Below are 15,979 nucleotides of genomic sequence, written 5' to 3' on the forward strand. Positions count from 1 at the left end.
GCCAGAACGCTAGATCCGGGCGAACTTCTGCGTATGCTGGGCGAATTCCTGGGCCATGGCGGCGCTGACCGTGGGCCTGGTGTTGCGGATCGTGTCCAGGTAGTCGTCAGTGGTGGGGGCGGTCCGGGTTCCGGTGTCGACGGTGCGCTCGAACTGGGCCTGGGAGACGGTGCGCGCCGCATGGGCGATGTCGGCGGGGGTGAAGCCCTCGCTGGCGGACGCGAGTACCGCGCTGTCCGCCCGCGCGCCCGCTCGGGCCAGGTAGCTCTCCCACAGCGCGGTCCTGGCGGTGTGGTCTGGAGGGCCGATCGGCAGCACGTAGTCGAAGCGGCCGTGCCGCAGGAACGCGGAGTCGAGCGTGGTCACGTTGTTCGTGGCACAGACGAGGACCCGCCCGTCCTGCCTACGGAACCGGACGATCGCCTTGAGCAGCTCGTTGACGACGCCGACCGCGGTCGCGTCCGCGCCGCCACGTTCGCCGGCGACCTCCTCGACCTCGTCGATGAAGACGAGGACGTGGTCGAGCCGGGCGATCTCGTCGAAGCGCCGGTTCAGCCCGGTCGCCAGGCCGTACTCGGCGGCCAGACGGGCGGGGAACAGTTCGAGGAAGGGCCATCCGAGGCGGCTGGCGACCGCGTGCGCGAACGTGCTCTTGCCGGTCCCGGGCGGGCCGAACAGCATCACCGCCCGTGGCAGTTCCACTCCGTGCTGGGCGGCCAGTTCGGGATGGGCCAGCGGCAGGACCAGGCGCCGCTCGATGAGCCGCTTCTCGTTCTGCATGCCGGCGACCTTCTGCCACAAGCCCCTGGGTGGCAGCTCGGCCCCGAGCGAGGACAGCATGCCGACGGACTGCGGGGTCACCGGCCCCCGTTTCTCGAAGAACACCAGTCCGGAGCGGGCGCCGAAGTCGCAGTTGCGCAGAGCGGTGGCACCGGTCTCGCCCTCGGGCAGTACCGCGTGCACCGCCCGGACGCCGTCGGCGAAGAGCCGTTGCTCAAGGGCGGTGATCAGGGCACTGCCCAGCCCTCGCTGCCGCCAGCCGGACGCCATGCAGATGCGCAGAATCCATGCCCGGTCACCCTCCACCCTGCTCACCGCGGCGCCGATCAATATGTCGTCGGCCGTGACCACCACGGCCGGGTGGCGGGCCTGCAGGGCCGTCACGGCGTCCGAGAGCGGGAAGAGCGGCGGCTCCTCGGTCGTGCCGCTCTCCGCGTCGACGCGGATCACCGCTTCGAGATCGTCCGGGGTGTAGTCCCTGACACGCCAACCCGTCATGATCAGCTCCGCGTGCTCGGCCGTACTCCCATCATGAGCCGTTGCACGCAGGACGCGCACGACAGGCGTCGTCCATGAGTCCGCCCTGGTGCGGGCCGTTGTCGGTCACGCCGTGGTGCCGGGCGCGTTGCCGGCCGGTGGCGCTGCCGCGGCGGGTGCAGCGGCCGCAGCTTCCCGGGCGAGGAAGGAGCCGAGCTCGCCGATGGTGCTCATGAGGGGGGCGGGGAAGACGACGGTGGTGTTCTGGTCGACACCGATCTCCACCAGGCTCTGCAGATTGCGCAGTTGAAGGGCCAGCGGGTGGGCCGTCATCGTGTCCGAGGCGTCGCCGAGCGCGGCTGCGGCCGGCGATTCGCCCTCCGCGTTGACGATCTTCGCTCACTTCTCCCGCTCGGCCTCGGCCTGGCGGGCCATGGCGCGCTTCATGGTGTCGGGCAGCTGGATGTCCTTGAGCTCGACCAGCGTGACCTGCACACCCCACTCGACGGTGGTGACGTCGAGGATCTGGCGGATGTCCAGGTTGATACGGTCCGTCTCCGACAGCGTCTCGTCGAGCGTGTGTCGGCCGACGACCTTCCGCAGGGTGGTCTGGGCGATCTGTGACTCGTGTCGGCACCCGCCGACACCGCTCCGGCTCTGATCGCCGATGCCTGGTGGCCCGGCTCCCGGACCTGAAGGCGAAGCTTCCGGCACTCGAGGGGTGCCGCCTGCGGCCTGACCCGTCGCCTGTCAGACTGACCCCGGTCACCAGTAATGGCGTCGACCCGCGACGGCATGTCCCATCGCGCCGAGGATCCACAGGATGGCTCCGACGACCGCCAGGATGATTCCGATGGTCCACAGGATGGATATCCCGGTGAGGAAGCCGATGACGAGCAGGATGATGCCCAAGACGATCATGGTATCTCCCTTGGGGAGTAGGGCCGGTCACCTGCGGACTGCGAAAGACCGCAGGGGCGTTGAGCATGGGAACGGTCGGTCTCTTCCTTTACTCCGCACGGTGGGGCTTGTGGCGGGCGACGTGCAGGCGGACCTCGGTGGGCATGTCAGGCAGGCCGGTGGACCGGCGTGCGGTGCGGAGCGGACCTTCGCAGAGGGCACCGAGAGTGGCGCCGGGCGCGCCCTCGGGGGTGAGGGTGAGTCCGACGCGGGTGTGGTGGTGGGCAGGTCGGCCGGTGATGCGTACGGTGGCGTCGTCGACCCCCGGCAGGGCACCGGCTTCGGTCGCGATCGCGTCGGCGAGAGCGCGGTCGCGAAGTTCGACGCCCCCCTGCGGGGATGTGCCGCCAACGGGCAGTGAGCCGGGGCGGCGTCGGCTCAGCTGGACGAGCAGCCACCACAGGGCGAGCAGGGCGGCGAGGACGAGGGCGGCGATGACCGCGGGCCACCACCACCAGCCCTGACTGCTCCAGCGGGCCCGGTCGGCGGAACCGAGCAGGACGTCGGCCGGGGTGATCAGGGGCCAGCCCGCGGGCGGGACCAGATCGTGTCGCCGGTAGAGGTCGAGCCCGGCGAAGAGGATCAGCAGCCCGCCGCCGAGCAGAACCAGTCCGGCGAGGGCCAGCAGACTGCGGTTGAGTGCGGATCGCGGTGTCATGGTGCGGGCTCCGGTGCTGCGGGTTTTCGGTCAGCCGGTGCGTCGCCGCACGCGTACGACGATGCGGGGAGGACGGGCGAGGGCCAGCCGGTCGCGTTCCTCGTCGAGGACGGCGGTGAGGTCGTCCTTCACCTGTCGGGGGTCACGGAAGCGGACGTGCGCGCGCGCCTTGATGCGGTGGCGGCGCACCCGGATGTGCGCCGAGCCGACTCCGGGGACTCGCATGGCGGCGTCACGCAGCAGGTCGGCGGCGCCGTCGCGGTCCAGGGAGGCCCGCACTCTGGGGCAGTCGGCGGGGGAGCGCAGGGGCAGCCAGCGGCGCTGACCGGGGGTGAGGGCCAGGACGATCAGCCAGACGCCGACGGCGGCGGCCACGGCGGCTCCCGTGAGCATCCACACGTCGTCCACGGGGCGGGTGGCCAGTTCGCCGGCCAGATGCCGTCGCCAGGCCGCCGCCGGACGTCCCGCTCGTACGGCGATCACGTCGGCCAGTGCCGCGACCGCCGCTACGAGGATCACCGAGGCGACCAGCGCGGCCGGGATGCGGCGCGCGGACCACGGCCGGTGGGTCCGGTGCCCGTCGCGCTCACCGGCCGCGAGGTCACGTCCTGACACGTCGCGACCGGGTGGATCGGGCTCCTTCGTCAGCGGCACCGCGGCACGGTGCGCGGACGGCGCGGAGCCGCGCCCGGGAGGACCGGGATCGGGTGTCATGGCGATCCCCCTTCCCGCGCGGCGCACCCGGCGCCCCGTGCCGCGTGGCCCCCTCACCGGACCCGCCCCCGGCTCGCTTCGGCGGCGGTCACCAGCCGCCGGACGGTGAGGGTGACCTCCCCCACCCGCAAGCCGGTCAGCTGGGCCACCCGTTCGGCGACATCCCGCTGGATCCGCTCACAGACCCGGGGAATGTCGGTGGGATAGGGCAGATCCATGGCCAGATGCAGGCGCACCGATCCGATACGGACGGCGGCGGACGCGCTCGGCGCCGCCGGCCCGCCCCGGTCCGGCGGTACGGCGGCGCGCCGTGACTGGGCCGCGCGGGCCGCCTGCGTGGCGATACGGGCGACCACCCTGTCCGGGATGATGGTGGCACCCCGCTCGGCCGGGGGCGGCAGCCCGGCGGCCGGCGCCGGTGGGCCCGACGCCTCACCGGGGGAACCGGGCCGGGTCTTCACCGCCGCCTCCGCGCCCGGACGTCGAGGTCGCCCTGCACGACGAGGCCGACGATCAGCCCCGCCGTACCCAGGACCAGCACCAGCAGAAAGGCCCAGAAGCCGCCGAAATAACCGGCGAAGCCCAGGGCCATGCCCGCCGCGATGCCCGTCGTTGCTGCGTTCATCATGCACTCACCCGTCTCGCGCACGTACGTCATCGTGCGCGCGATCCACCGAGCCCTGGGGGCCCGGCGGTGGATCACCTCACGCGGCCTTCGTCCGGCGCGGCCTCTTCCTCCTCGTCGGGCAGGTGGACGTCGTCGACGGCGATGTTCACCTCGACGACCTCCAGGCCCGTCATCCGCTCCACGGCACTGATGACATTGGTGCGCACAGCGCCGGCGACGTCGACGATGGGGACGCCGTACTCGACGACGACGTCCAGGTCGACAGCGGCCTGGCGCTCGCCGACCTCGACCTTCACTCCTCGCGTGACGCCTCCGCCCCCTCCACCGGGAACGCGTTCCCGCATGGCACCGAAGGCTCGGGCCATCCCCCCGCCCAGGCTGTAGATGCCCGGTACCTCGCGGGCGGCCATGCCCGCGATCTTGGCTACGACGCCGTCGGCGATGGTGGTCTTGCCCCGTGTCTCGGCCGGAGCTCCGGCTCCGGTACGGCCCTTCAGTGCGCTCACGCCCGCATCGGGCCTGCCGCCCCCGCCGACGCTGGTGATGTTCTCCGTCATGGCGGTCGCCTCGATCGGTCGGTCGGACACCGGTGTGGCGCCCGTCGAAAGTTTGGACATGTCGGACGCCACATTCCTCACGCGTGCGGCATGTGATGTGAGTCACAGAAGCCGGGGGGGTACATGGGTGGTCCGAAGCCTTGTGCGGGGGCGTCATGATCGAACACGCTGTCCCATCATCGCCGGAAAGCGACCTGCTGGGGCGCGACCTGCCGGACGCGCTGCTGGCCGTACAGGCTGCCGAGGGGGACGAGGACTCTTTCGCCGTCCTCGTCCGGCGGCACGGCTCGTCCCTCCTCACCCTGGCCCGCTGCATGCTCGTCAATCCGCAGGATGCCGAGGAGGCCGTTCAGGACGCCTTCGTCAGCGCCTGGCGGCGACTGCCGGAATACCGCCACAGCGCGGAGTTCGGCACCTGGATGTACCGGATCACCGTCAACCGCTGCCTGACCCTGCGCCGACGCCGACCGCCGCCCCTCTCGCTGGACGCCGTCGCCGAGCCCGCGGCGGGAGACGCCTGGAGCCAGCCCGCCCGGTGCGCCGAACAGGACGCGGCCACCGACGCCCTGTCCCGTGCGCTCCGCGATCTGGACGCCGGGCAGCGGCTCTGCTGGGTCCTGCGGGAGGTGCAGGGCCTGTCGTACAAGGAGATCGCCCACGTGACGCGGGCCACTGAGCCGACCGTGCGCGGCAGGCTGTTCAGGGCACGCCGATCCCTGCAGGAGGCGATGGGCCCATGGCGCTAGACGACCCGCACCCGCGGCCCTCAGACCCGCCCGAAGCCGACGGGCCCCCGTTCGAGGGCGATGAGGTACTCCCTTGCGGCCGCCTGCTCAGCCGGGTCTGGGAACAGGAGTATGACGCGCTGTCGGCCACGGACCCGCACACCGTCTCCTGTCCTTACTGCCGCGAGGCAGTCGAGGCACTGGCCACGGTGAACGCGGCCACCCGCGCGCTGCGCGCCGAGCACGCACCCCGCCTGCACGCCCTCACCGACCGCGTCATGAACATCGTCCGCGCAGAGGTACGGCTCGGGCGGCTACTGCCTCTGGCAGACCCGGACCGGGACCTGCGGATCGCCGAGAGCACCGCGGCGAAGGTCCTGCGGCGGGCCACGGACACGGTCCCCGGTGCCAGGGCGGCGGGCTGCCGTCTCGCACCCGAGGGGGAGGGCACCGACGTACGGGTGACCATGACCCTGGCCGCCGCTCTCGACCGTCCGCTGCCCGACCGGGTCCACCAGGTACGCCGGGCAGTCCTCCACTCGGCCGGACAGGACCTGGGTCTCGCCGTGTCGGCTGTCGACATCACCGTGGTCGACGTACTGGAGCCGTGGCCGCCCCTCGGCCCCGGTCTCGCGACCGGCGGGGGCACGTGATGACCGCCACCGGCACCACCGCGCTCCTCGGCGTCGCGGCCGAGGCGGCCCTCGCGGTCCCTGGCGTGGCCGGCCTGCAACCCCGTCTCGCCCACCGCCTCGCGGCAGCCGCCGCGCCTGCTCGGGCGAACACTGCGCCCCACCGCACGCCGCCCGAGGCCGGCGTTCGCGCCGACCGGGCGCCGGGCGGTTCGGGATGGCACATCGAGGTGCGCTGCGTGTTGACCGAGGGACGGCGGGCGCTGGACATCGCTCGGAACGTCCATGCCCGGGTGGCTGCCGCCGTCATCGCCCACCTCGCCACCCACGATGTCGCGGAGCCGGTCACCGTCGCGGTCACGGTGACCGGTATCGCCGCTTGGCGCGACGCGGCATGAGCACAACGGGCACGGGCCCCGCGAACCGTCGCTCCGTCGCCTCCCGCGCTGACTGCGGCGGCGGGCGGCCGGCGCCTGGTGCTCCGTTCAACCCGTAGCCGCAACGGTCCGACCGCCCCCAGCGATGAGTAGCCTGGTGATTACCGAGAGCATTCCACCGGCTTCCACGACGACGTCGTTCTCGGCGATCCACGACAACCGGGTTGGCCACGACGGGAGCGGGGTTGGGTCTGTGTCATGACCGCGACCATTCCGTCGACGCCCGCGGACGAGGACCGGACTCCTTCTTCGTCGTCCCTCCGGCTCGTCCTGGCACCCCTCGGAACCGCTCCGGCACTGTGACGGTGAATCCCACGTTCTGGCCCGTCATCCCGCGAAAGGTGCCCGTTCACGGGCACGTGGTGCACGTCGGCTGGTTCGGGGCCGAGCAAGACCCGCACAAGCTGCTGCTGCTCTCCTACACCGTCGGCCGCTGGGACCTGCTGGTCATCCCGCCGGACACAGAACCGGACACCGCGGCTCGGCTCATGGCCACGGCCACCGACCCGTCGCGGACCCTCTCGGCGACCGGCCTGATCCATGAGGGCGAGCGCTTCCGGACCGTGGCAGAGGAAGCGGCGGACCGGGACTCGCTCCGGGAGGCGGTCTGGGACTCCGAAGGCGGACATGCCGCACGTACCCCTGCCGCAGAGGTCATCGAGCACGTGCCCACCCCGGCAGCAGGAATGTGACAGGCAGGGAGAACGTCACCACGGTGGGCGTGCTCCGGATGCGGCTGCTCACCACGCACAGACATCCGCCCTAGTGGACTCCGTCCGATTGCCGGCGCATCCCCTGAGGTGACCAGCCGACCCGCCCCTGGAACAGCCGACCCTGCGCCTGGAACACAGGCTTCTGAACCGGCCGTTCGCCCCTCCGCACGCGAGTACGACCGTGTACCGAGCGCAGGATGAGCCGTCTTCTGAACCGAGGTGCAGAACGGCATTGCTGACCAGTTCGCTCAGCAGCAGAACCGCCGACTCCGCACTGTCCCCGGACACCGCCGACGCCCACAAGACGGCCCGCAGCCGGCAGCGGGTGCCACGGACGTTCTCCGGGTGGCCGGCGAGCAGCATGCGAGCCTGTTGAGTGCTCCAAGGGCGGGGCCGTCGGCGGGCTTCCTGCCCGGTGCGGCGCCGGCCGCGTCGACGGATGCCGGTCACGAGTGGGCGAGAAGCCGACTCCGCGTCAGCCCCGTCCAGTCCAGGTTGAGCGCCGGTTCGGACGAAATCACCCAGCTGTGGTCCGGCCATGCCGGTGTGCCGAGATCAGTGGGACGGTCGAGCAATGCCGTCCCGGACGGGGGTCTGACTCATGAGATCTATGACCGAAGTGTCCAGTCACGAGCTTGTCGACTGTCGTTGCGTGATGGTGCCCGCTGTCACCGAGCCACAGGGCGTGTCCCCATAGGGGCCTTGCCGAGTTTCGGGCGCCATCACGGTTCAGACCGCCCAAGCGGGCCGGTGCCATGGCACCCAGCACGTCACGCGCGGGAAAGGCGAACCACCATGACGACCAGACGGCGCAGCACCTCCTGCACCAGCACGGATCCACCTGTTCCCGGCGAAGTCGTCCTGGCGCGTGGACACGCACGGCGAGGATCACGTCGCCGCCGTGATCTCCCCGCTGGGAAAGGTCCTGGGCACCGAGTCCTTTCCGGCGACGGCGGCCGGCTACCGCCGGCTGCTCGTCTGGGCCCGCAAGCGGGGGACGGTGCGCCGGGCCGGTGTGGAGGGCACGGGCACCTTCGGTGCGGGTCTGTCGCGCTACCTGCTGGCGCAGCAGGTTCAGGTGTACGAGGTGAATCGGCCCGATCGCTCGGCCCGCCGACTGCTCGGTAAGTCGGACCCGATCGACGCACAGGCCGCCGCGCGGGCCGTGCTCAGCGGCCTCGCCCGGGCCCGGGCCAAAACCGGCGACGGTCCGGTTCACAGCGCCCGGATGTTCAAGCTCGCCAAGGACTCCGCGGTCAAGGCCCGCACTCAGGCGATCAACCAGCTCAAGGTCGTCTTGGTCATCGCCGACCCCCTGCGGGAACGGCTGTCCCGCCTGGGCAACCGCGGAAGGGGCGGTAGCGAGTAGCCCGCACCTTCGGCTCCGTACCGGCTACGTCCCCGACCCCAACAGGCGGGCGGGCATGCAGTGGGTCACCCCGCACTCCGCGACCCGTTCACCCGGCGGCCTGGCAGCGGGTCGTTGAGGTTGTCGTAGAGGTACGTCAAGTGCGGTACGTCGCGAGTGGACAACGTTCGGTGATCAGGTTGCGGCGCACTGGGCGAGGGAAAGGGGCGAACAACGGATGTGTCGCTCTTGCCACCACGCCGACACCCCACCCCGGGGTGGGGGGCCGAGACCGAAGTCGACGTCGATTTTACCGAGCTGGCCAGGCATCGGAACGAGAAGTGAGTACGAGTTGGCCGCTGGGCGCGCAAGTCAACGGGAGGAGGGCCGAGTCCGGGTCATCAGTGCACCATGGGAAGGTCCGCTCGCACCGTCTTCCCGTCAGACCGTGTGTCCACCTGTACGGCCTTCGACAGATTCAGCACCATCGGCCACCCGAACCCTCCGGGCTCCGATGGCAGTGACTGGCGCCTGCGGGGTGGTGTGCGACTCGCATCGTCCACACAAATCGTCACCGTCTCCGCGTCCGCTCGCAAGTGAAAACCCGTGACGCCACCCGCATGCTGAATGGCGTTGGTCACCAGTTCCGACACCACGATCAATGCGGCGTCCACCTCGGCGGAATCCTGAGGGGCGAAGGTGGAGAGGAAGTCTCGTGTCACCCGTCGAGCATGGTCTGCTGTCGTCGGACAGTCCCCGAGCAGGGTGTGTTCTACCTCGAAGGGGCACACAGTTGTCACCTCCCGCACTGATCGACAACTCCTATTTTCTCCGCTTGCCCCACTTCTTCTGAATCAGCCGTCACCGCGCGCAGCGGACAGAAGGGCGGCTGGCCGATTGAGCGGACCCGTCAATGACGCAAACGGCTACGGGCTGGGTCGGAAGTATTCATCCCCGGGCCGGTACTCCGGTGACGCTGACGTGCAGGGCTTACACGCCCTCGTCTCGACGCCAGCCGCATTCCCCGCGCCGGCTCCGGGGCCGTCGCTTGGCACCCTCACCCCGCAGTGAGCGCGTACCGAAGGCAACCCCTCCGAGACATTGCCCACAGCCGACGCACAGGCCGGCAGCGGTGGGGTATCCGGACTCGAAGAAGGAATCCATGCAGACTATTGCCGTTTGACAACTATAGCCGAGAGGTAACAAAGTGGCCCTGTCGCATGCGCGCCGGAAGGACTGGGAATACTCCGTGGGCGGAGACTGCTCCGTTTGCTGATCACTGGTACTGCATGGCGGCGGTGTGCCCGGTGCCGCGGCGGGCCGCTCAGGCGGTCTGGCTGCCGGGATCTTGGCTGTCCTCGTGTATCTGTGCCGCCGCTGCGCCGCAGAAAGCCTCCAGCCCGCGCAGCAGCGCCGCCCTTTCGGCGGCGGGCATCTGGTCGAGGACTGCACTCAACGCCTGTTCCCTGCGCACGCGCAGGTCGGCGAGGAAGGCATGGCCCCGCCTGCTGAGTCGCAGGCGCACTTCGCGTCGGTCCGTCCGGCTCACCTCACGCTCGACGAAGCCGACGGCCTGCAAACGGTCGCACAGTCGGCTGGTCGACGGTGGTGTGGAAGCGAGGCAGTCGGCGAGGGTCCGAAGGTTGATGCCCGCCTGGTGTTCGAGGATGAACAACACGCGCAGCTGTGACGCCGAAACGGGAGCGGTCGACGCCTGGCCCCACAGGACTTCCAGCAACTCCGCGGCCGTGGAGGTCACGCGGGCGACCTCGGCTGGCTCAGGGCGGGGACGGAAGGAAGTCACAGTCACACTCTCGCAGGCACCGGGATGGTCGCCAGCGTACTAGGCGCGCGGCCTGGCCAGAGATGGACGGGACAACCGGCGCGACCGGACTCAACGGCTCAGTCGTACTGGCACAGGTCTGCGAATGTCCGACGAAAGATTGGCGAATTTACATCATGAACAGATTTGTGGCCGCCGAGCGCGCTCTGCGTACGGCGGCACCCCACCAGCTGCTCGACGCTGTCCGTCGCGTGCTCAAGGAACAGTACGCGGCGGACTCCGTCGAGCTGTTCATGGCCGACTACGGCCTGACGGTACTGCAAACCGGTGTCCGTGCTGCCGCACACCATGGAACCGGTCTCGGTGAACAACGGCCCGTCCGGCCGCGCCTTCGGTGCCCAGGAGCCGTTCATCGAAGGCCTCTCGGGTGGCCTGGCGCGCGTGCACCTGCCGGTCACCGTGCGGGGAGACCGGCTCGGCGTTCTGTCCGTGACCCTGCCGGGCGGGGAGCACGCGCGCGGGTACCTGAAGGAGCTGGCGGAGATCGCCGAGGTTCTGGGGCACGAGATCGTGGTGGCCGAGCGGGACACGGACCTGTATATGCAAGCCCGGCGCAAGGACCGGCTCACCCTGGCCGCCGAGATGCAGTGGCAGCTCCTTCCGGGCCGCTCCTGCGCGCGCCCGGAGTACGAGCTGGGAGCACAGCTGGAGCCCGCGTACGCGATCCACGGCGACAACTTCGACTGGTCGGCGACCGCCGAGCGGCTGATGCTGTATGTCTCCAACGGCATGGGAGAGGGAATAGAGGCCTCCCTGCTGACCAACCTGGCCATCAACGCCCTGCGCAACGCACGGCGGGCCGGCATTTCCATCGCCGACCAAGCAGCCCTGGCGGACCAGGCGGTCTACGCCCACTACCAGGGCCGCTGCTACCTGTCGGTACTCATGTTCGACTTCCAACTGGCCACCGGGCGGGTCCGGGTGGTGGATGCCGGTTCCCCTCAGATACTGCGACTGCGCAACGGCGCGGTCGAGCGGGTCACCTTCGAGGCACAGCTACCGCTTGGCATGTTCGAGGAGACCGACTACGTGGCGCAGGAGTTCCACGTAGAGCCCGGAGATCGGCTCGTCTTCGTCAGCGACGGGGTCTATGCGGTCGCCTCGCCAGGGGGAGAAGCCTACGGGGATGCCGCCCTGGCCCGGGCGATCATGTCCACCCAGCTGCTTCCCGCCGCCGATGTCCCCCGGGCCATCCTCCGCGAGCTGACCGGCCACCGCGGCCAGCCCGTTCCGGACGACGACGCCCTGGTGGTGTGCCTGGACTGGCGCGGACGGGGACTGTGAGGCCCGACTCACGGGCTCCTGCAGGTCCTGGCGATCACTTGTTGTTTGCGCCTGGGCTACGCCGTCCAAGGCGACCGGCCGGGCCAAATCCCCACCCGACTGCACGGGTGGTCCGCCACAGCAACCCGAGCTGTACTCGACCGCCGTCATCGCCCGTTGCCGGGCGGGCGAGCCCGCGGTCACCTGGGCAGCCGCCGGACACCCGCCCCCGTCGTGCGGCGCCCGACGGCACAGGCGCGTGTCCTGGACGCCAAACCGGTTTCGCGAGCGGGATCCGGTACGAGGCGGGCGAGCGGTTTGCTCGCGCCGAGGGAACCGCGGTGATCGCGTGGGATCTGCGGGTGAGTGAACGGTCGGCGGAGTGCCGGCGCTGGGGGCGGCCGTGCATGGCTCGGAGGAGCAGCGCTGGACCCTGGCCCGTATCAGGGAGTTGATCAACCGGAAGTTCCGGCTGGACTGCTCGTCGGCGGCGGTGGCGGCTGATGCATCGGAACGGACGGTCCTGGCAGTCTCCTGCCCGCGGGCCCCGGAGCGCGACGAGGGTGTGTGGGCTTGTGGAAGAGGGATGTGCGGCCGCCGGCGATATGACTGCGGCGGCGCTGGGGGCGTTCATTCTCTTCGAGGATGAGGTCGGGTCCTCCATGACGCCGCCACGCCCGCACTTGGGGCCGGCGTGGACACACACCCGTGGTGCGGGTGCGGGGCCGTTCCTGGCGCCGCTGGTCGATTCCCGCCATGTGCTGTTACATGCCGGGCGAGACCTCGCGGCTGATCTACCGGCCGCGCCGCCACCGCGAGCACCAGGGCAAGGGACGCGACACCTTCGCGTTGACGACTACCGAGTCCTGGTCGTCCGCGCCCACATCCAGGACAACTCAGTAGTGGGCTCGGCGGAGACGATTGGCGACGGCGTGGCCGACGGCGAGGTACACGAGGACGGGCAGGCCGTAGTTGAGCACCACCCGGAGCCACTCGGTGTCCATGGTGAAGAGGTCGTGAGGCCAGCCGGCCAGCCAGCGGGCCGCGTCCTCCACGAAGCTCACCAAGTCGTTCGACCGATTCGCATGGAGGAGAAACATCACGATCCACAGGCCGAGGATCGCGGCGGTGATGTCCGCGACGACGGCGACGACAGTAGCTGCGGTGTTGGTTCTCGCTCTGTGATTGGACATGTACAACGCCTTGCCGTTAGGGAGAGAAAGAAGCTCGCTACGCACCTACCGTGGCCTCTCGACAATTACGCGCATTCGCCCTCAACGCCGGTGGCTGATCTGAGCCCCGTTGCAGCGTGCAGCTCACAATGGAGCAGTAGTGCGGCCGTGGCGCGCCAAGTGCGGCGCGGCTGAACGCTCCCGTCACCGAGTACGTGATGAGAGCCGCGAGTTGGCTGATCGCCGCGACCTGGCTCTGTCCGAGCTACGGCTCAGGCGGTGCCACCAGTGGTGTCTGCGTGGATGTACGGCGCGGCCGAAGCGACGGCCGGCCAGTAGATAACCGATGAGGGCGCCGGAGGTGTTGAGAATGACGTCATCCACGTCGAACGCGCGCCCTTCCACGATGGCGCCCTGCACGAGCTCCACCATCGTCATCACCACGGCCGTGAGGAGCGCCATGCGGATCAGCCCCCTGGCCCGGGGAACCAGTACGGGCAGGAGCACGCCGAACGGGATCCCGAGCGCGATGTTGCCGCCGATCTGCTTTACGGCGTCACGCAGGGCGGGTTGGGCCAGGTAATTGCGGATTGAGTCCCCGGGGTGCAGGTTGCTGTGCACCAGTGACTTCGAGGCTGGGGACGGCGTGAGTGTCAACCGCGCGAGTACGACCGCGAAGGCGACCATGCCGACGAAGGCCAGCAGCATGATGGCTGCTCTCAGCAGAATGGCCGATGGAGTCCGCGACGAGGACGGAGGTTCTCTTCCGGCCTTGTTGGACGGTGCAACGCCCCTTCTCGGCACGCCTGTTGGCGGCATGAGGACACCTCAAAATGTTGGGCGATCGCCTGCCGATCGCTTTCGAGGGCGTATGCCCCGAGTATGCGACGGCATGTCCGGGCGGACTCCGGTGGGTGGACCCTCGGCCGCGGGCCGGTCTGGGTGAGAGCAGCGGTGGCGGGTATCCGAACCTGCATGATGAGTAGGCTCCGCCACCTGAGATCGATCACCCTCAACGCGTCGCTCTGTGAGGGGTTCCCGGTTCCTGTGCCACACGGTGCCATCGCGCTGCCGGCCAAGCTGACTCGCGTGGTGAGGGGCGAGCGGCCCCTCGACTATGGCGACGGGGTCGTCCACGCCGCCGACAGGCGCCTGGTGCTGGGCAGGACGCCCCAGCATTTGGCCGTGTGCGGCGGACCCGACCACAGGCGGCAGCACGGCCAGCGCGGCGACGGATGACCGCCTGCGCCCGATACCGGCGCTACCTGACCGCCCTGCGGCGGACTCCTGTGTCCATCTGGAACGACGATGTGGCCGACTGGGCCGCCTCGCTCACGTACTACTCGGTCCTCTCGATCTTCCCGACGCTTCTGGTCACCGTCTCCCTCGTGGGCCTCGCCGGCCCCGGGACGGTGCGGGACCTCATCGGTAACGTGAACGCCGTCGTACCGGCCGAGTCGCGCGCCGTCATTGAAGGTACCCTGAAGGATATGGCCCACCGGCACGCCGCAACATGGCTGGTGGTCGTCCTCGGGACCATGGGAGCCCTGTGGTCCGCATCGAGCTACCTCGCGGTGTTCCGACGCGCGCTGCATGCCATGTATGACGTCGAGGACCATCGGCCGGTTTGGAGGACGGTTCCCCGCAACGTAATCACCGCTCTTGTGCTGCTGGGTCTGTTCGTCTCCAGCGCCGGGGCCCTGATGCTCACCGGGGAACTGGCGCGCACCGCCGGTCGGCTCATGGGCATGGGTGATGCCGCTGAGACCACTTGGACCATCGTAAAATGGCCACTGCTCTTGCTCCTGGCCGCCGTCCTGGTCCTGGTGTTGTTCCACACGGGTCCGGCACCGGCACGCGGTCTGGCCATGAGGGCGCTCGGCGGTGCCCTAGCAGTCGTCCTGTGGCTGATCGCATCCGTCGGCTTCGCCTTCTACGCCTCACTCGTTGGCACCTACAACCGTCTCTACGGTTCGCTGACCGGAATCATCGTCTTCTTCGTGTGGCTGTGGGTCTCCAACCTCGCCCTGCTCACCGGCGCCCAGTTCAACGCCGAGCTTGTGAAGCTCCAGAACGCGGAACGTTGATGGATCCGATCGACGCCGCGTACCACACCTATTGGGGACCCGGCTCTCCTTTTTCGGGTTTTTGGGCGGGTACGATGCGGCTGCGGACACGGAATCGGCCGATCTTGCTCCCCTCCACCGGAGCAAGGAAGACGGCGACTGGTCCGGCGAACGTGTAGCCCTGGTCTGCGGCGTGCCTGCGTACCTGGTTCGACAGGTGCCTTCCCAACTGTTCTTTGCTGCCCACAAGTCGGTTATGAGAGGCCAGCGGCAGCTCGATGACGAAAGCATTGGGTACCAGGGTCCGGTGCCAGTCCAAAATCAGGGCGCGATCGTCGCACTCCTGGCGGAGTATCCACCGCTCCATGGCGTCTTCCAGAGATGAAAGAGATCTCATCTTCCCCCGCTGCCCACCGTAATGCGGGGCATACGCACCCATAAGAGTGCCGTTCCAGTACGGTTCCGGTACACCGGCGCGCCGCAGGCGTCCGGTCGGTTCGGAAGTGGGCGCCGACGGCCGGTTGATCATCACGGTCCTCTGCACGGCGGCCGGATGGAGGTGCCATGTCCATGCAGACCAACTGCCTGGTCATTACCGAGGTCGCCTGCTGTGAGGACTGCGCGGTACTGCGGGTCAGCGGTGAACTCGACCAGAGCTGTGAGAGGCTGCTGGGCCGGCGGAGCGGGAGGCTTCTTCTGGCAGGAGCGGGTCGCCGGCTGACGGAGTTGCTGGCTCAGACAGGCAGCACTCGTCTTCTGCCCACCTATCAGACGGTCGGCCATGCACTGGCCGAGTTGCCTCCACGGGAGCGTCCTGTCTGGCCTCCGGCATCGTCCGGGCCCAATGCACAGAACATCGAACCCGAGCAGCCGTAGGGTGGCCATGCCCGCGTCGGAAGGCAGTGAGCACGCTCCGCGACGCTCGCACATGTACGGGCGCCCTGCGAACGACAACGTGCCGCATGGCGCGGCGCGTTGCCAAGGCGGACAGGGCCGGAGAACCCCC

At 69.5% G+C, this 15,979-nt stretch carries 21 protein-coding genes and 1 pseudogene; 8 read left to right on the forward strand and 14 right to left on the reverse strand.

Annotated features, from left to right (window positions below; genetic code table 11):
• Positions 1–9: 9 nt before the first annotated feature.
• The 9 genes from ABZ484_RS16880 to ABZ484_RS16920 all read right to left on the reverse strand — a co-directional run bounded on the left by ABZ484_RS16880 (position 10) and on the right by ABZ484_RS16920 (position 4,774).
• Positions 10–1,278, reverse strand: coding sequence for a bifunctional GNAT family N-acetyltransferase/ATP-binding protein (locus ABZ484_RS16880; RefSeq protein ID WP_358866645.1), 1,269 nt, complete (start codon positions 1,276–1,278; stop codon positions 10–12).
• Between the two features lie 105 nt (positions 1,279–1,383).
• Positions 1,384–1,590: a hypothetical protein gene (locus tag ABZ484_RS16885; protein ID WP_358866646.1), complete on the reverse strand. Its 207-nt coding sequence runs from the start codon at positions 1,588–1,590 to the stop codon at positions 1,384–1,386.
• A 66-nt stretch (positions 1,591–1,656) separates the two neighbouring features.
• On the reverse strand, positions 1,657–1,971 hold the full coding sequence (locus ABZ484_RS16890) for an SPFH domain-containing protein (RefSeq protein WP_358866647.1): 315 nt from the start codon (positions 1,969–1,971) through the stop codon (positions 1,657–1,659).
• A 51-nt stretch (positions 1,972–2,022) separates the two neighbouring features.
• Entirely contained in the window at positions 2,023–2,178 is a 156-nt protein-coding gene (locus ABZ484_RS16895; protein ID WP_165951485.1) for a DUF6131 family protein, read from the reverse strand.
• Between the two features lie 88 nt (positions 2,179–2,266).
• Complete coding sequence (locus ABZ484_RS16900; protein WP_358866648.1) at positions 2,267–2,875, reverse strand: alkaline shock response membrane anchor protein AmaP; 609 nt, start codon at positions 2,873–2,875, stop codon at positions 2,267–2,269.
• 30 nt (positions 2,876–2,905) lie between these two features.
• Positions 2,906–3,490: a DUF6286 domain-containing protein gene (locus ABZ484_RS16905; protein ID WP_358866649.1), complete on the reverse strand. Its 585-nt coding sequence runs from the start codon at positions 3,488–3,490 to the stop codon at positions 2,906–2,908.
• A gap of 152 nt (positions 3,491–3,642) precedes the next feature.
• Positions 3,643–4,050, reverse strand: coding sequence for an Asp23/Gls24 family envelope stress response protein (locus ABZ484_RS16910; RefSeq protein WP_358866650.1), 408 nt, complete (start codon positions 4,048–4,050; stop codon positions 3,643–3,645).
• Positions 4,047–4,247, reverse strand: coding sequence for a hypothetical protein (locus ABZ484_RS16915; RefSeq protein WP_358866651.1), 201 nt, complete (start codon positions 4,245–4,247; stop codon positions 4,047–4,049). The genes ABZ484_RS16910 and ABZ484_RS16915 overlap by 4 nt, the downstream gene beginning before the upstream one ends.
• A 41-nt stretch (positions 4,248–4,288) precedes the next feature.
• The gene (locus ABZ484_RS16920; protein WP_358866705.1) at positions 4,289–4,774 is read right to left on the reverse strand and encodes an Asp23/Gls24 family envelope stress response protein; all 486 of its coding nucleotides are present in this window, start codon (positions 4,772–4,774) and stop codon (positions 4,289–4,291) included.
• A 155-nt stretch (positions 4,775–4,929) separates the two neighbouring features.
• Between ABZ484_RS16920 and ABZ484_RS16925 the strand changes: the two genes are divergently transcribed.
• The 5 genes from ABZ484_RS16925 (at position 4,930) to ABZ484_RS16945 (ending at position 8,650) form a co-directional block, all read left to right on the forward strand.
• Positions 4,930–5,520 (forward strand): sigma-70 family RNA polymerase sigma factor, encoded by a 591-nt coding sequence (locus tag ABZ484_RS16925; RefSeq protein WP_358866652.1) that lies wholly within the window; start codon positions 4,930–4,932, stop codon positions 5,518–5,520.
• On the forward strand, positions 5,511–6,152 hold the full coding sequence (locus ABZ484_RS16930; protein WP_358866653.1) for a hypothetical protein: 642 nt from the start codon (positions 5,511–5,513) through the stop codon (positions 6,150–6,152). The genes ABZ484_RS16925 and ABZ484_RS16930 overlap by 10 nt, the downstream gene beginning before the upstream one ends.
• Positions 6,152–6,529, forward strand: a complete 378-nt coding sequence (locus ABZ484_RS16935; RefSeq protein ID WP_358866654.1) for a hypothetical protein — start codon at positions 6,152–6,154, stop codon at positions 6,527–6,529. The genes ABZ484_RS16930 and ABZ484_RS16935 overlap by 1 nt, the downstream gene beginning before the upstream one ends.
• Before the next feature lie 380 nt (positions 6,530–6,909).
• Complete coding sequence (locus tag ABZ484_RS16940) at positions 6,910–7,260, forward strand: DUF5994 family protein (protein ID WP_358866655.1); 351 nt, start codon at positions 6,910–6,912, stop codon at positions 7,258–7,260.
• Positions 7,261–8,149: 889 nt separating this feature from the next.
• Positions 8,150–8,650: a transposase gene (locus tag ABZ484_RS16945; RefSeq protein WP_358866656.1), complete on the forward strand. Its 501-nt coding sequence runs from the start codon at positions 8,150–8,152 to the stop codon at positions 8,648–8,650.
• A 380-nt stretch (positions 8,651–9,030) separates the two neighbouring features.
• On the opposite strand, the gene ABZ484_RS16950 is transcribed toward ABZ484_RS16945, so the two are convergent.
• Both ABZ484_RS16950 and ABZ484_RS16955 read right to left on the reverse strand, forming a co-directional pair.
• Entirely contained in the window at positions 9,031–9,438 is a 408-nt protein-coding gene (locus tag ABZ484_RS16950) for an ATP-binding protein (RefSeq protein ID WP_358866657.1), read from the reverse strand.
• 515 nt (positions 9,439–9,953) lie between these two features.
• A complete protein-coding gene (locus ABZ484_RS16955; RefSeq protein ID WP_358866658.1) occupies positions 9,954–10,439 on the reverse strand; it encodes a MarR family transcriptional regulator in 486 nt (161 codons plus the stop codon).
• A gap of 149 nt (positions 10,440–10,588) precedes the next feature.
• On the opposite strand from ABZ484_RS16955, the pseudogene ABZ484_RS16960 reads away from it, so the two are divergent.
• Positions 10,589–11,756: pseudogene (locus ABZ484_RS16960) on the forward strand (PP2C family protein-serine/threonine phosphatase).
• A gap of 875 nt (positions 11,757–12,631) precedes the next feature.
• Here ABZ484_RS16960 and ABZ484_RS16965 read toward each other — a convergent pair.
• Together ABZ484_RS16965 and ABZ484_RS16970 are read right to left on the reverse strand one after the other, a co-directional pair.
• Positions 12,632–12,928 carry a hypothetical protein gene (locus tag ABZ484_RS16965; protein ID WP_358866659.1) on the reverse strand — a complete coding sequence of 99 codons (297 nt, stop codon included), beginning with the start codon at positions 12,926–12,928 and terminating at the stop codon, positions 12,632–12,634.
• 183 nt (positions 12,929–13,111) lie between these two features.
• Positions 13,112–13,615 carry a VanZ family protein gene (locus ABZ484_RS16970; RefSeq protein WP_358866660.1) on the reverse strand — a complete coding sequence of 168 codons (504 nt, stop codon included), beginning with the start codon at positions 13,613–13,615 and terminating at the stop codon, positions 13,112–13,114.
• Between the two features lie 581 nt (positions 13,616–14,196).
• On the opposite strand from ABZ484_RS16970, the gene ABZ484_RS16975 reads away from it, so the two are divergent.
• On the forward strand, positions 14,197–14,994 hold the full coding sequence (locus tag ABZ484_RS16975) for a YihY/virulence factor BrkB family protein (RefSeq protein ID WP_358866661.1): 798 nt from the start codon (positions 14,197–14,199) through the stop codon (positions 14,992–14,994).
• Between the two features lie 28 nt (positions 14,995–15,022).
• Here ABZ484_RS16975 and ABZ484_RS16980 read toward each other — a convergent pair whose 3' ends face one another.
• Positions 15,023–15,502 (reverse strand): FhaA domain-containing protein, encoded by a 480-nt coding sequence (locus tag ABZ484_RS16980; protein WP_358866662.1) that lies wholly within the window; start codon positions 15,500–15,502, stop codon positions 15,023–15,025.
• A 35-nt stretch (positions 15,503–15,537) separates the two neighbouring features.
• Between ABZ484_RS16980 and ABZ484_RS16985 the strand changes: the two genes are divergently transcribed.
• A complete protein-coding gene (locus ABZ484_RS16985; RefSeq protein ID WP_358866663.1) occupies positions 15,538–15,849 on the forward strand; it encodes a hypothetical protein in 312 nt (103 codons plus the stop codon).
• The last annotated feature ends 130 nt before the right edge of the window (positions 15,850–15,979 follow it).

It is taken from the genome of Streptomyces sp. NPDC006393 (genome assembly GCF_040628575.1).
Classification (GTDB): domain Bacteria; phylum Actinomycetota; class Actinomycetes; order Streptomycetales; family Streptomycetaceae; genus Streptomyces.